The sequence below is a fragment of the Paenibacillus campi genome (assembly GCF_034659835.1).
Taxonomy (GTDB): domain Bacteria; phylum Bacillota; class Bacilli; order Paenibacillales; family Paenibacillaceae; genus Saccharibacillus; species Saccharibacillus campi.
The window spans coordinates 875,821-890,755 of sequence record NZ_JAXSQZ010000001.1 but is presented as its reverse complement, the minus strand read 5'-3'; the positions used below and the strand labels follow the sequence as shown (position 1 = coordinate 890,755).

The following is a 14,935-nucleotide window of genomic DNA, read 5'->3' as shown; positions in this document are numbered from 1 at the left end:
TGTCTTCACCTCGCTTCCTGCTTTGATGCTGTATGCTGCCGATGCAGCCATTCATTATCTCATTCATCATACCGCTTCTCTGTAAGAGAGCACAGTATTTATATAGTATACCTTATTCGGTAGTACAGTTCTATTTGGAAATAGGGCTTGCACAATGTGCAGTCAATCTATCCGATCGATCGCTTCAAGCTGCTCAATCATATGGAGCATAACACTTGCTTGCTTATTATAAAAATCGTTTCCATTCAGCTCTTGTTTGAGCTTGTCTAATTGACGGGAGCGGCGATAATGCTTGTCCATCAGTCCAAGCTTATGCTCGTACATCTCCAGCACTTGTTCGGCGCGTTTAATGTGCTCATATACCGCCTGGCGACTAATGCTAAATTCAGCAGCGATTTCACCGAGCGAGTAATCGTCATGAAAATAATATTTAAGGAACATTTGTTGCTTATCGGTCAGCAACGGTTCGTAGAAATCGAATAATAAGTTAATTCGGGTCGTTTTTTCGAGCCGATTCTCCTGACTCATCCGGAGCACTCCCTCCGTCAAGGAAAAACACTTTACAGTCACATTCAACGTTTTATATCATATCCAAATCTGCACGTCATGTCAAGTGTTTTTCCTTAACATCTTTTTAGGAGTGATTTGCTTTGTGTGAAGCTGCTTTACCATAGCAAAAACTACCAGCATACGCACAGCATCATTTTACTGCGCTCGTCTCTGGTAGTTATGTTGTACCTGCTATATTTAACGGTTGTGCACTTTGTGGATATCATTTCATATTCATAAGCAGCTAACGAGTTTTTACTCTACATTTCATTCATATCCGTCTATCTCGGCATACTACAGCAAAACTTAACGCCACGGTAGCAAATAGAACAATACCGCGAAAAAATGCAGTATGCTGCCTGCCAGCACAAACAGATGCCAAACCGCATGGTGGAAAGGAAACCCTCTCCATACGTAAAAGATCGTGCCAAACGTGTACAAAATACCGCCTACAGCGAGCAATACGATGCCGCCAGTGGCGATCGATGCGGTCAACGGCCCCCATGCCAATACGATCAGCCAGCCCATTAACACATAGAAGATCGTGGACATAAACAAAAATCGTTTGGCAAAAAAAGCTTTAAATGCGCAGCCAAGCACTGCCATGCCCCATACCGTACCAAAAATCGACCAGCCGAGTGGCCCTTTTACCGCCAGCAGCATAAATGGTGTGTACGTACCTGCAATAAACAGATAAATCGCTGAATGATCAAAAATTTCGAATAAATCTTTAGTTTTGCCATCACGCCAACTGTGCACAAGCGTAGAGCAGCTGTACAGCAATAACATCGTAAATCCGTAAATGGTAAAACTGACGATATGCCACGGTGTGCCTTTCAAACTTGCAAATACAATCAAAATGACGAGTGCAGCCATACTAAGCACAGCACCAATGCCGTGTGTGATTGCATTCGCAACTTCTTCACGGCGAGTATAAGTATACGTATCAGCCATGATTCACTTCCCTTCTTCCACCTGTCGATCTTCTGTGTCTGTTTCATCCGTCTACCAGCGTAGTGTAGACAACTTTGCCTGCTCAGCAACATCCCATTGCTTACTGTAAGTTTGCCTAGTGACCTGTCTCAGGAAGATGTAAGGTTGCGTTCTGCTTGAACCGTGCAACGTTCAGACGAACGCAATCCCTAGATCGATTTGAGACAAGCTACTAGGACGTGTCTTCAAACTACTTTACAGATCGTTCGATACGGGTAATTTGCGTCAGACTAAGCTGTACATAATCTTATTTCCGACCTTTGTGAACAATAAAATGAGACGTAGGATCGTTTAAAGACACCACCTAGTTGCCGCACTAGTTCACTTATCTCTATCCAAACGTAAGCCGAAGTTACATAGCGTCCTTTCATTGCTACATCATGTAGCGCTGTTTCTATTGTAACTCTTTCAACACTTCCATTTCCACCATGCAATTGGAGAAGCTGTAAATAAACAACGAGCTATCACGCTGTCTATGCGCAATAATCTCATACGATAACGCATGCAATCGAGCAAACTAACAAAAATAATAAACTGCCCAAGCGCAGATTGGAAACGTCTGTGCTTGGGCAGTTCGGCATTGTATAAAGTGAGTTGGTAAAATGCAATCGTACATAATGAATAAGCAAAAGCTATAAAAATGAAGGCGCACCATTACAAACAGCATATTCCAGCAGTTTGCCTTATTGCATCTGCATCATCAGTTGTGCTCGTCTTCCTGTTCCACTTCTTGCTGAATCAGTCCGGCAAACAAGGCATGTACAAACTGTTCACTGTCAAATGGCTGCAAATCACCGATTTTCTCGCCCAGACCGACGAATTTGACCGGCAGATTTAACTCTTGCCGAATCGCGACGACGATGCCGCCTTTGGCAGTACCGTCGAGCTTAGTCAATACGAGCCCGGTTACGCCGCTCTTTTCGCCAAACAGCTTCGCCTGACTAAGTGCGTTTTGTCCGGTTGTCGCATCTAGCACCATCAGCACTTCATGCGGTGCATCCGGAATTTCGCGCTGGATGACGCGGAAAATTTTGTTGAGCTCGTCCATCAGATTCGTTTTGTTTTGCAGTCGTCCGGCGGTATCACATAGCAATACATCCACATTACGCTGCTTTGCTGCACGCACGGCATCGTACATGACGGCAGCCGGATCAGAGCCTGCCTGCTGCTTGATCACTTCGACGCCTGCACGCTGTCCCCATACTTCCAGCTGTTCGATCGCTCCGGCGCGGAATGTATCGCCTGCGGCGAGCATCACTTTTTTGCCTTCCTGTTGGAAACGGTGTGCCATTTTGCCGATCGTCGTCGTTTTGCCGACACCGTTGACGCCGACAAACAAAATGACGGTGATGCCGTTCGGGTTCATATTCAGACCCGGATTTTCATCGCCACGCAGCAGCTCGGTCAGCTTCTCCGACAGTACCGGTTGCAGATCAGCCGCATCTTCAATACGCCGTTTTTTCACTTCGTCGCGTAAATCTTCGATCAGTGCCATCACTGTGTTTACACCGACATCTGCACCGATCAAAATTTCTTCCAGTTCTTCGTAAAATTCATCGTCGATCTTTTTGCGGCGTACGACCAAATCGGTTACCGCATCAACCAAACCTTTGCGTGTTTTTTCCAGACCGTCACGAAACTGCTGGGTTACCGCTTCGGTTTTTTGGGAAATGCTTTCCCGCAATTTTTTGAAAAAGCTCATAGGATTCCTCCGTCACCATCATAGTCATCATTCATCTGTTGATTTTATTGGCGATCAACGCTTTATTTAGCATACACAATCAGCACGTTTATCGCTATACCGCTATACTTTGCTCGCTATGTTGCCTGTTTATGTTGACAATGAGCGCTCGGTATACGGATTATCTGTGCGCTGAAAGTTCATCATTTGACCTGTTTAGGGTGACAACGAGCGCTCGGCATCATGTACACGCACATACACAGCTTAGCCAGCCGTGCCTGTCATCGCATCCTGTCATTTTCATCGTGCACTCAAGCGATCTCCACTTCGTTCACATCATCAAGACGCACAGACACGAGCTTCGATACGCCGCCTTCTTCCATCGTCACACCGTATAGCACATCCGCTTCTTCCATCGTGCCTTTACGATGCGTTACAACGATAAATTGCGTCTGTCCGGCAAATTCGCGCAAATATTGCGCAAAACGCGTCACATTCGCTTCATCCAGCGCCGCTTCCACTTCATCCAATACGCAAAACGGCACCGGCTTCACCTGCAAAATCGCAAACAACAACGCCATCGCCGTCAACGCGCGTTCTCCACCGGACAATAATTGCAAATTTTGCAGCTTTTTGCCGGGCGGCTGAGCGACGATATCGATGCCAGTTTCCAGCAAACGTTCCGGGTCTGCCAAAACCAAATCTGCCCGTCCACCGCCAAACAGCTTTGTAAACACGGTGCCAAACTGACTGCGAATCGCATCAAATGTATGCTTAAACCGCTTGGACATTTCATCGTCCATCTCTTTGATGACTTGATACAATGCAGTCTTCGCTTCGATCAGATCATGTTGCTGTTCGGTCAGAAATTCATAGCGTTCATTCACACGCTGATATTCTTCAATCGCCCCCAGGTTAACCTCACCTAGCTCGGCAATTTGTCGTTTGAACGCGCGCACTTGTTCACCGGTCGCGGCAACGTCCTCTGGCAAGCCATAGCGCTGTTTTGCTTGTTCATATGTTAGCTCGTATTCCGCTTGTAGCTTTGCGAGCACGTTTTCAAGCTCCACATCGAGACGGTTGACTTGAATTTCGGTTTTGCGCATTTCATCCTCGACCGCTTTCAGCTCGGTACGCTGTTCGCGCGTTTTGTTTTCTTCCTGTTCCAGCTTTTGTTGCAAACGCAGGCGCTCAGTACGCGCTTGTTCCAGCTCGGTGCTGGTTTCAGTACGCTGACGGCGCAGGCGCTCCAATTGCTCTTGTTGCCGCTGCTGATCGGTCGTGTTTTTTTGCAAATCACGTTCTAACACGGCAAGCTGCTCGCGGTTACTTTGCAGCTCACGCCCGTAATCATGCGATTCTTCGCGCGTACGGGACATTTGTTCTTCCAGCGAAAATATTTCCTGTGCCAGCTTGCCCTCACGAATTTTCAGATCGGTCACCTGCTCTTGTAATTGCTCTTTGACCGATTCGTTCGATTTGCGCTTTTGCTCGGCGGATTGAATGTCCGTTTGCAACTGCTGCTCTTGTCCTTGCAGCTCCGCCAACTTTTGCTCGGCTTGTTTGCGCTTTTGCGCGATCGCTTCCAGCTCGGACGTGTACGTCGTTTTTTCCTGTCCATACAGCTCATATTGCTCGTTCACATGCCGGAATTCATGTTCCAATTGTTTGAGCTCGCCTGCTGCCTGCTGCTCCTCACCGCGTTTACGGTCGCCTTCAGCACGCAGTCGATCAAGCTTGCTTTCGGTCGTTTGCAAGCGCTCGCGCACGCTTTCCTGCTCTCCGCGCACACGCTTGATTTCGTGCTCACTCTCGGCAATTTGCTCGCCCAACTGATCAAGTTGACGTTTGCGTCCGAGCAAATTGTTATTCTTTTTAAACTGGCTACCGCCGGTCATGGAACCACCGGCATTAACGACATCGCCTTCCAGCGTTACGACACGGTAACGATAACCGAGTTTAGCGGCGATCCGGTTCGCCTGTTCCAACGTCTCCGCGATCACGACGCTACCGATCAAACTGCCGACGATCGATGCGTAGCGCTCATCATAATGCACTAGCTCAGCGCCGATGCCGACAAAGCCTTCCGCACTTTCTGCCAAACGTTTGTCACTGTCTTGAATCCGGCGTGCACGAATAACGTCGAGCGGCAGAAATGTCGCACGTCCAAGTTGACGCTGCTTTAGAAAAGCGATCGCCCGGCGCGACACATCTTCATTTTCCATGACGATATGCTGCACCGAAGCACCGAGCGCCGTTTCCATCGCCTGTTCCAAATGTTCCGGCACACGTACGAGTTCGGCAACCGCACCATGTACACCGGTAAGCGTAGTGTTGCGCGATGCTTTGAGCACTTCTTTGACACCGAGCATAAAACCTTCAAAATCCTCCTGCATCTCCTGCATCGTATCACGCCGTGAAATGAGCGCTTCGCGCCGCTGCTCCCACTGCCGCAGCGATGCTTGCAATTGCTCGGCTGATTTTTGCAGCGCATGCAGTTGTTCGCTTTGCTGGATATAATCGGTGCGCACACCGGCGATGTCTTTGGCAAACTTACCCATCTGTTCAAGCAGTGCGGTTTTGCTATTTTCCAGACGCTGCTTTTCTGCGCGCCATTTGCCGGATTCGCTTTCGGCACGTGCCATCCGGCGCTGCGTCGACTCGGTTTCCTGATCGGCATAACGAATCTCATTGCGCAGCTGTGCCATATCGTTCATAAGTTGCAGCAGATCGCCTTTCAAACTTTCTTCCTGCTGCTGACTAATACCGCCATTAATGTCGTTCAAACGCGCTTCTTCCGCATTCAATGTGCTGCGCAGCTGCTCCAATTGCCCGTTCAGCTCTGCGAGTTTACTTTGTAGCTGCTCGGTTTCGCCAGTGCGCTGACTGGTGCGTTCTTCGCTACGTTCGAGCGCAACGCCAAGCTGCTTACGGTTTTGCTCCAAATTGTGACGGCGTTCCTTGAGCAGCTCAACTTGTCCTTCCGCCTTTTCTGCCTGCTCACTATATTGCAACAGTAACGCTTGCAGACGTTCGACCGTTTGCTCGGCTTGGCGCAGCGCGGTGCGTTCATCTTCCAGCTTAGCATCATGCCCTGCTACCACATCGGCAAGCTTCTGCTGCACCCCTTTGTAACGCTCCAATTGCTCACCAGCGGCTGTCCACGTACTATGAATGCGTTCGATATCATGCACATACAGCCCGATTTCCGATTGTTTAAGCTGCTCTTTAAGCTGTTTAAAATGAATCGCTTTTTCGGATTGTTCCCGCAACGGGACGATCTGATCTTCCAATTCATGCACCAGATCATAAATGCGCAGCAAATTGTGCTCGGTATCATCCAGCTTGCGTACCGCGTCTTTTTTGCGTGATTTATATTTGACGATACCGGACGCTTCTTCAAAAATACCGCGCCGATCTTCGGAACGTGTGCTCAAAATTTCTTCGATTCTGCCCTGTCCGATAATCGAATACGCCTCTTTACCGATCCCGGTATCCATAAACAGCTCGGTAATATCTTTCAAACGGCAAGCTTGACGATTAATTAAATATTCGCTATCCCCGCTACGATGCACACGGCGGGTCACCGTCACCTCATTGTAATCGAGCGGCAGCACTTGGTCTTCATTGTCAAGCGTGAGCGACACTTCAGAGTAACTGACTGCCTTGCGCGAATCGCTTCCGGCAAAAATAATATCCTCCATTTTGCCGCCGCGCAGCGATTTGGCGGATTGTTCCCCCAACACCCAGCGGATGCCGTCGGAAATGTTACTTTTCCCACTGCCATTAGGACCGACTACCGCTGTAATACCTTGGACAAACTCCATTTCCGTTTTGTCGGCAAATGATTTAAAACCGGATAGTTCAATTCTTTTCAGGAACATAATGTATTGTTCACCTCTACTGCTATTGTAGCATAATTGCGTATATTGCCATTAATGGAAAAAGAGCAAAAAGCGGTCGTGCCTCTTGTACGCTCGCAAGGGGGCAATGACTGCTCTTTGCTCTTTGTTTGTCCTGTAATCGCCAGAAAAGAAAGAGATGTTATTTCAGCTTTAACCGATTCAAGGCTGCCGCTGCCGCACGCTGCTCCGCTTCCTTTTTGGAACGGCCTGATCCTTGGCCTAGACTTTCATCTCCCATACAGACTTCCGAGACAAACTCCCGCTCATGGGCAGGACCTTTTTCCTCAATGATGCGGTATTCCAGTACACCCATATTGTGATGCTGGGTAAACTCCTGCAGCTCGGTTTTGAAATCCATCATTTGCAGCTGTCCACCGGGCGAAAGGCTTGCAAACACATGCTTTTCCAGAAAGGCTTTGACCGCATCCAGACCTTGATCCAAATACAGCGCTCCGATAAACGATTCAAATACGTCCGCCAGCAGAGCAGGACGCTGCCGTCCACCGGTCAGCTCCTCCCCTTTACCGAGCAACACATAACGTCCGAAATCGAGCGCCTCCGCAAACTTGACCAGCGAAGGTTCGCAAACGATCGCTGCACGCAGCTTGGTCAGCTCTCCCTCCGGCCGGTCGGGATACTCGTTATACAGATACTCCGACACCGTCAGTTCCAGTACCGCATCGCCAAGAAACTCCAGTCGCTCGTTATCCTGATGTTGACTGAAACGATGTTCATTCACATAAGAGGCATGCGTAAACGCCTGCTTGAGCAACTGACGATTGTGGAACTGAATTTGAATTTGTTGCTGTAGCTGTTTCACATCTCCGTTCAAGAAACTGACCCCTTACGCTTCGAATTTCTTCAGGACGATCGAGGCATTGTGGCCCCCGAATCCAAAAGAGTTGGACATTACGATGTTCAAATCGGCTTTGCGCGCCACATTTGGAACATAATCCAAATCGCATTCCGGGTCTTGATCATGCAGGTTGATCGTCGGTGCGATAATCTGATGCTGTAAGGACAGCGCACAGATGACCGCTTCGACACCACCGGCAGCACCAAGCAAATGCCCGGTCATCGATTTGGTGGAGCTAACCGCAATGCGGCTGGCATGATCGCCAAGCGCCAGCTTGATCGCTCTCGTCTCCGATTTGTCACCGACTGGTGTGGATGTGCCGTGCGCATTGATGTACTGCACTTCTTCCGGCGCAATGCCAGCTGTGCGCAGCGCCATCTTCATGCAGCGTGCCGGGCCATCCGGATTCGGTTCGGTCATATGGAATGCATCCGCACTCAGCCCATAGCCGATCACTTCGGCATAAATGTGTGCACCGCGCTTTTGCGCATGTTCCAGCGATTCGAGAATCAAAATGCCTGATCCTTCCGCCATTACAAAACCGTCGCGTCCGGTATCAAACGGACGGCTTGCGGTCGTTGGATCGTCATTACGCGTCGACATCGCACGCATCGAGCAGAAGCCCGCCAGTCCAGTCGGACGAATCGTCGCTTCCGCACCGCCTGTAATCATCACATCGGCTTCGCCGGTTTGAATATATTTAAACGCATCACCAATCGCATGACTACCGCTTGCACACGCCGTAACCGGCGCCACATTCGGGCCTTTCGCCCCGTGAATGATCGATACATGGCCGGAAGCCATATTGGCAATCATCATCGGAATGAAAAATGGGCTAACGCGTTTTGGACCTTTTTCCAGCAAAATGCTGTGCTGATCTTCGAAGGTACCCAGCCCGCCAATGCCGGAGCCAATAATGACGCCCACACGTTCAGGATCGGTATCCTCGCTTACGTTCAGCTTGCTATCTTGGAGTGCTGCCGCAGTTGCAGCAACGGCGAACTGAACGAAACGATCCAGCTTGCGCGCTTCTTTGCGCTCCATATAATCTTCCGGGTTAAAATCATGCACCTGACCCGCAATGCGTGTCGTATAGGCGCTCACATCAAATCCCTCAATCGGGGTAATTCCGGATTTGCCTGCCATTAGGTTGTTCCAGAATGTATCTTTGTCTTTACCGAGAGCCGTTGTCACTCCCAAACCTGTAATCACTACTCTATGCTTCAAACACATTCACCTCATATCGACTGCATGTGTGTATTTTTGGTTCAATTCCGATAGACGCCATGAATGAGGAGAAGTCCCGACCCGCAATCATATGCAGGTAACGGGACTTTTGAGCCTTAGGTATGAGATTGTATGTAGTTCACAACTTCACCTACGGTCGTAATTTTCTCCGCGTCTTCATCAGAAATTTCAAGATCAAATTCTTCTTCAAGTTCCATAACGAGTTCCACTACATCAAGGGAATCTGCGCCAAGGTCCTCTTTGAAAGAAGATTCCAATTTAATATCAGCTTCGTCAGCGCCTAAGCGGTCAATGACGATGCGTTTTACACGTTCCAAAACATCAGACATCCGGTTCACCTCCTCTGCCAAGTATTATACGGAAATTATACTTAAAAATCCATACAGGCATCTGTAAGCATCTCCTGTTTGTTACATGTACATGCCACCATCAACGTGTAACGTCTGTCCCGTCATGTAAGATGCGGCAGGTGACACGAGAAAAGTGACGACTTGTGCTACTTCATCCGGTTGTCCCAAACGTACCAGCGGAATTTGACCGAGAATACGGCCCTTCTGCTCCTCGTTCAGTTCATCCGTCATATCGGTAGCGATAAAGCCGGGTGCAACACAGTTGACGGTAATTCCGCGTGAAGCAAGCTCCTGTGCAGACGCTTTGGTCAGACCGATTACCCCTGCTTTGGCGGCAACATAGTTGGCTTGTCCAGGGTTACCGAGCACCCCAACGACCGATGAAATGTTGACGATGCGGCCATAACGCTGCTTCATCATCGGACGTGTGACCGCCTTCAGGCAGTTGAACACGCCTTTCAGATTCGTTTCGATCACTTGATCGAACTCCTCCTCTTTCATCCGCATAATCAAGTTGTCGCGCGTAATGCCGGCATTGTTGATCAAAATGTCAATTTTGCCAAATTGCTCGCTCACCTGCTTGACCATCGCTTCCGCTTCAGCCGCTACACCTACATTCGCTTGTACCGCAAATGCTTTCACACCAAGCGCTTCGATCTGCTGCACCGTTTCCTGTGCGGCAGACTCACTGCCCGCATAGTTAACCGCGACATCCGCTCCGGCTGACGCCAGTGCGAGCGCAATGCTGCGACCGATTCCGCGTGATGCACCGGTAACGAGTGCCGCTTGCCCTGCCAGTGGTTTATTCATTCCTACGCACCTCCTTCACCGAATATTCGCAATTACAGCTCCAGCGAAGCCAGGCTGTCCAGACCGCTAATGTTGAACAGACGCACATCTTTGTCCGTCTTCTTAATCAAACCGGTCAACACATTGCCTGGCCCGATCTCGATAAATGTATCCACGCCTTGTTCGATCAGATAACGGACGCTATCTTCCCACAGTACAGGCGAGTATACTTGTTCAACTAGCAGCTTGCGAACATCGTCTCCGGAAGTGACGGATTGTGCCGTTACATTGGCAACGACCGGCACAGCCGCATCATGGAATGGAATGCCTTGCAGACGTTCTTCCAGACGCTCGGCAGCAGGCTTCATCATGGACGAATGGAACGGCCCACTCACTTCCAGCGGAATCGCACGTTTGCCACCAATTTCTTTTACCCGCGCACCTGCCGTTTCGACACCCTCACGCGTACCAGAAATGACAATTTGACCTGGGCAATTGACATTGGCAAGCTCCACCGCATGTCCATCCGCGGTCACCGCTGTACATAATTCAGTCAGTGCAGCGCGTTCTGCGCCGAGCACGGCTGCCATCGCACCTTGTCCAGCCGGTACCGCTTGCTCCATAAACTGTCCTCTGGCGCGTACGATCGCTACCGCATCTGTAAACGACAGCATACCAGCTGCTACCAATGCACTATACTCACCGAGGCTGTGACCTGCTACATAATCCGGCTGAATATTACGCTCTTTGAGCGCCTCTAGCAGCGTGATGCTTGCTGTTAGCAGCGCAGGCTGCGTGTTCGCCGTCTGCTTCAATTCATCTTCGGGACCTTCAAACGCCAGCTTGCTGATCGCAAAGCCGAGCACTTCGTCCGCTTTGTCAAAATATTGCGCTGCCGCAGGCTGAGCATCATAGACGTCTTTAGCCATCCCTGCTTTTTGCGCTCCCTGACCGGGGAATACAAATGCTATTTTACCCATTTGACAGTTACCTCCTGAATGCCGAAAGTTACCAGACGATCACGGACGCGCCCCATGTCAGACCGCCGCCAAAGCCGACCATAACGACTTTGTCGCCTTCTTGAATTCGTCCTTCTTCCACCGCTTCAACCAATGCGAGCGGAATGGAAGCCGCCGAAGTGTTCGCATACTTTTGCACATTGATCATAACGCGGTCTTCGGTCAAATTCAAACGTTCCATTGCAGAATTGATAATACGCACATTCGCCTGATGCGGAATGAACAGGTCAATCTCGTCTTTGGACATGCCTGCTTTGCGCAATACATCCTCGGTTGCTGTATTCATCACTTTCACCGCAAACTTAAACACTTCACGGCCGCTCATCTGGATAAAATGCTGCTTCGCTTCCAGCGTGTTCGCAGAAGCTGGCGTACGGGAACCGCCCGCAGGCAGTTTCAACAGCTCGCCACCAGCGCCTTCTGCACCGAGGTCAAACGCTTTAAAACCGCGTCCTGCGCCCACTTCACCGATGACAACAGCGCCTGCACCATCACCAAACAATACACATGTGTTGCGATCGCTATAATCCGTAATGCGGGACAATGTATCCGCACCGATAATAAGCGCGTTTTTGTACATTCCCATTTGCAGCATACTTGTTGCCGCACCGAGCGCATACACAAAACCAGAACAAGCTGCGGACAGATCGAATGCCGCCGCTTTTTTCGCACCTAGTTTGTCCTGCAAAATACAAGCGGTCGACGGGAATGACATATCCGGCGTAATCGTAGCGACCACGATCAAATCGAGATCGGCTGCCGTCAGCCCTGCCGTTTCGATCGCTTTGAGCGCCGCTTCATAGGCAAGATCGGAAGTCGCTTGATCCGGTGCGGCGATATGACGCTCACGAATACCGGTACGGCTAACGATCCATTCATCGTTCGTATCGACCATTTTTTCAAGGTCGGCATTTGTTAATATTTGTTCAGGCACATATTTACCAGTGCCGATAATTCCGATAGGCAAAACACTCATCGTTGTCACTCTTTTCTATGCGTACGAATTTCCTTATCGCTACGGTAAGGATCAAATAGAGCTTGGACAGTCTATGCTCGTTCCAAAACAGACCAATGAAACTGTGAATCAGCCACTAACTTCCTGTGAAATGCTCGCCACCAGATTGCCGCTAATCGCAATTCGTGCTTGTCGTACCGCATGTTTGATCGCGCCGGCATCGGAAGAACCATGCCCTTTAAACACAAGCCCGTTCAAACCGAGCAGCGGTGCGCCGCCATGCTCTTTGTAGTCGAGCATATCGCGCAAACCGCGTAGCTCGGGCATAATAAGTGCGGCAGCGAGCTTCGTTTTGAGCGATTTGGAAAATTGCTGCTTCAGGATCGAGAAAATGCCTGCCGCCGTACCTTCCATCGACTTTAGCAAAATATTGCCGGCAAAACCGTCGCAGACGAGCACATCACATACCCCATTCAGTACATCACGCGCCTCGACATTGCCGACAAATTGAATCGGTAACGCCTCTAGCAATGGGTACGCTTGTTTGACGAGTTCGTTGCCTTTTTTCGCTTCGGTGCCTACGTTCAGCAAACCGACACGCGGCTGGCTTACACCCTGCACTTTTTCACGGTACAAACTGCCCATCAGCGCGTATTGCGCCAAATGTTCGGCGGTAGCGTCCATATTCGCGCCCAAATCAAGCGCCAGTACGCCTTTGCCATCAATCGTTGGAATGATCGGTGCCAGCGCGGGACGCTCGATGCCTTTGATCCGTCCGACTACGAGCAAGCCGGTCGTCATCAATGCCCCGGTATTGCCTGCCGAGATCATCGCTTCGGCAAGCCCTTCTTTGACCATCCGACCTGCAACAACCATCGAAGCGTCCTTTTTGCGGCGCACCGATCGTACTGGCTCATCTTCAGGCTCGATCACTTCGGAAGCATGCACCAGCTTTAAGTTGGACGGCATATCCGGCAGCAGTGCTTTCATCTTCGCTTCGTCACCGACAAGAATGATCTCCGTATCTTTCCACTCTCTGGCTGCTTCCAAGCCGCCCAATACATTCGTATCTGGAGCATGATCTCCCCCCATCGCGTCAATCGCGATTCGCATGATCAAGTCCTCCTTCATCTTGTTCTCCCCCGTCTGATCGGTATATCACAAAGTTGCCTTGAAATACCATTTCCTCGCCAACATACGTCAACACTTCTACTTTAGCTTTGCCCTTTCGCCCCGAACTTGGCTGTACATACGCTTTGGCGATACATTTTTCCCCTAGATTAACCGGTCGGACAAAACGCAAATCCGCCGAAGCCGTCAGTGCAATCGCATCGTTAATGACAGCGACCGCGAGCGAATTGGCTTGGGCAAAAATATGATGCCCCCGTGCGATATGAGTGCGTGAAAACACATGCTCCTCCCGAATTTCAAAAAGCGAAATTCCGCTCCGGTCAAGCTGTAAATCGACAATATCCCCGATCACTTCATCCAGCGGTAAGGATCGAACTTGATCATAGGAACGCTCTGCCATCAGTTTCATGCGCTCGCGCAGCTCGGGAATGCCTAACTCCATTCGGTCCAGACGAATCGTCTGGATGCTGACCTTAAGCTGACGGGTAAGCTCCTGGTCAGTCACAAACGGGTTGTTTTCAATAATCTGCACAAGCCGCTGCTGGCGTTGCCGTTTGGGCAATCGTTCGATGGTCACAAAGCCTCCCCCCACTTTCAGATGGATTTTCCGCAGCACCGAAACATTTCCCCTGTCTGGTGCTCGTCCGTATATGAGCGTATTCGTATCTATATCAACCTTTCGGTTTCCGTATAACAATGACAGCACAAAACGCTCGTCACGATGCATACAGCATCGTCCCAGCAATTATCGCTTCGTTTTAGAACCTGGTACTAAGAATGTAGTATAAAGCATATTTCCGCAAAAGGAAAGAGGCAGTGTTTCGTTATTATGTAATTTCGGTGTCAGACTATGCCACGACTGGAAAATGGCGTTTGCACGGAAAGCGCGCAGTCGATATCGATGTGTGCACGCATTCATTTACGCATTTGCACGATGATCCGGGTCTACATAACAGCGATCCCGCTCCCAGCTAACACCTTGACCAAAATTAATTTGATGTTTGAAGCTGGCTTAAGCTCTTATGGATGAAGATTTCAGTCGATAATCAAAGTTGAAATTCAACTTGGTCTGTGTACTGGTAGGCTGGCTCAAGTAAACATCAAGTTCGAACGTATCCGAGCGCCTTTACGATCAAGCGCTGACGGGATCGACCCATCATAACTGTATCTAAAACAAGCGACTAGCTGCCTCTGCGTAAAAAAACAGCGTCTCATCAAACGACGAGACGCTGCCTTTACAACAATTATTGTTGTACGATTTCTCTTTGCTTGTAAGTTCCGCACACTTTGCAAACGCGGTGAGACAATTTCATTTCGCCGCAGTTTTCGCATTTCACCATACCTGGTACTGCCAGTTTAAAGTGTGTACGACGTTTGTCACGGCGTGTTTTGGAAGTTCTCCGTTGAGGTACTGCCATCGTTAAACACCTCCTTCATCTAATTGAATGCCATTTAACAC

13 protein-coding genes are annotated in these 14,935 nt (G+C 49.6%); all 13 read right to left on the bottom strand.

Translation table 11 applies throughout. The features are described from left to right. Positions 1-162: 162 nt before the first annotated feature. Complete coding sequence (locus tag U1I11_RS03520) at positions 163-528, bottom strand: putative DNA-binding protein (RefSeq protein ID WP_322903842.1); 366 nt, start codon at positions 526-528, stop codon at positions 163-165. A 327-nt stretch (positions 529-855) separates the two neighbouring features. After that, positions 856-1,503: a PAQR family membrane homeostasis protein TrhA gene (gene trhA / locus U1I11_RS03515; RefSeq protein WP_322903840.1), complete on the bottom strand. Its 648-nt coding sequence runs from the start codon at positions 1,501-1,503 to the stop codon at positions 856-858. Between the two features lie 739 nt (positions 1,504-2,242). After that, positions 2,243-3,244, bottom strand: coding sequence for a signal recognition particle-docking protein FtsY (gene ftsY, locus U1I11_RS03510; protein ID WP_322903838.1), 1,002 nt, complete (start codon positions 3,242-3,244; stop codon positions 2,243-2,245). A gap of 290 nt (positions 3,245-3,534) precedes the next feature. Beyond that, positions 3,535-7,107 (bottom strand): chromosome segregation protein SMC, encoded by a 3,573-nt coding sequence (smc, locus tag U1I11_RS03505; RefSeq protein ID WP_322903837.1) that lies wholly within the window; start codon positions 7,105-7,107, stop codon positions 3,535-3,537. Positions 7,108-7,267: 160 nt separating this feature from the next. Then, entirely contained in the window at positions 7,268-7,960 is a 693-nt protein-coding gene (gene rnc, locus U1I11_RS03500; protein WP_322903836.1) for a ribonuclease III, read from the bottom strand. Positions 7,961-7,972: 12 nt separating this feature from the next. Next, the gene (gene fabF / locus U1I11_RS03495) at positions 7,973-9,211 is read right to left on the bottom strand and encodes a beta-ketoacyl-ACP synthase II (protein WP_322903834.1); all 1,239 of its coding nucleotides are present in this window, start codon (positions 9,209-9,211) and stop codon (positions 7,973-7,975) included. Between the two features lie 116 nt (positions 9,212-9,327). After that, the gene (acpP, locus tag U1I11_RS03490) at positions 9,328-9,561 is read right to left on the bottom strand and encodes an acyl carrier protein (RefSeq protein ID WP_322903832.1); all 234 of its coding nucleotides are present in this window, start codon (positions 9,559-9,561) and stop codon (positions 9,328-9,330) included. Between the two features lie 81 nt (positions 9,562-9,642). Next, a complete protein-coding gene (fabG, locus tag U1I11_RS03485; RefSeq protein WP_322903830.1) occupies positions 9,643-10,392 on the bottom strand; it encodes a 3-oxoacyl-[acyl-carrier-protein] reductase in 750 nt (249 codons plus the stop codon). Between the two features lie 32 nt (positions 10,393-10,424). Then, positions 10,425-11,351 (bottom strand): ACP S-malonyltransferase, encoded by a 927-nt coding sequence (gene fabD, locus U1I11_RS03480; protein WP_322903829.1) that lies wholly within the window; start codon positions 11,349-11,351, stop codon positions 10,425-10,427. A 28-nt stretch (positions 11,352-11,379) separates the two neighbouring features. Then, a complete protein-coding gene (locus U1I11_RS03475) occupies positions 11,380-12,366 on the bottom strand; it encodes a beta-ketoacyl-ACP synthase III (protein WP_322903827.1) in 987 nt (328 codons plus the stop codon). A gap of 108 nt (positions 12,367-12,474) precedes the next feature. Next, the gene (plsX, locus tag U1I11_RS03470; RefSeq protein ID WP_322903825.1) at positions 12,475-13,458 is read right to left on the bottom strand and encodes a phosphate acyltransferase PlsX; all 984 of its coding nucleotides are present in this window, start codon (positions 13,456-13,458) and stop codon (positions 12,475-12,477) included. Further along, positions 13,442-14,038, bottom strand: coding sequence for a transcription factor FapR (fapR, locus tag U1I11_RS03465; RefSeq protein ID WP_322904487.1), 597 nt, complete (start codon positions 14,036-14,038; stop codon positions 13,442-13,444). The genes plsX and fapR overlap by 17 nt, the downstream gene beginning before the upstream one ends. A gap of 682 nt (positions 14,039-14,720) precedes the next feature. Then, positions 14,721-14,894, bottom strand: coding sequence for a 50S ribosomal protein L32 (rpmF, locus tag U1I11_RS03460; protein ID WP_081604133.1), 174 nt, complete (start codon positions 14,892-14,894; stop codon positions 14,721-14,723). Between the last annotated feature and the right edge of the window lie 41 nt (positions 14,895-14,935).

Bases quoted from the DNA above. Each gene is read 5' to 3' on its own strand.
- acpP (WP_322903832.1), bottom strand. From the start codon at position 9,561: ATGTCTGATGTTTTGGAACGTGTAAAACGCATCGTCATTGACCGCTTA.
- smc (WP_322903837.1), bottom strand. From the start codon at position 7,107: ATGTTCCTGAAAAGAATTGAACTATCCGGTTTTAAATCATTTGCCGAC.
- U1I11_RS03475 (WP_322903827.1), bottom strand. From the start codon at position 12,366: ATGAGTGTTTTGCCTATCGGAATTATCGGCACTGGTAAATATGTGCCT.
- fabG (WP_322903830.1), bottom strand. From the start codon at position 10,392: ATGAATAAACCACTGGCAGGGCAAGCGGCACTCGTTACCGGTGCATCA.
- U1I11_RS03520 (WP_322903842.1), bottom strand. From the start codon at position 528: ATGAGTCAGGAGAATCGGCTCGAAAAAACGACCCGAATTAACTTATTA.
- trhA (WP_322903840.1), bottom strand. From the start codon at position 1,503: ATGGCTGATACGTATACTTATACTCGCCGTGAAGAAGTTGCGAATGCA.
- ftsY (WP_322903838.1), bottom strand. From the start codon at position 3,244: ATGAGCTTTTTCAAAAAATTGCGGGAAAGCATTTCCCAAAAAACCGAA.
- plsX (WP_322903825.1), bottom strand. From the start codon at position 13,458: ATGCGAATCGCGATTGACGCGATGGGGGGAGATCATGCTCCAGATACG.
- rpmF (WP_081604133.1), bottom strand. From the start codon at position 14,894: ATGGCAGTACCTCAACGGAGAACTTCCAAAACACGCCGTGACAAACGT.
- fabD (WP_322903829.1), bottom strand. From the start codon at position 11,351: ATGGGTAAAATAGCATTTGTATTCCCCGGTCAGGGAGCGCAAAAAGCA.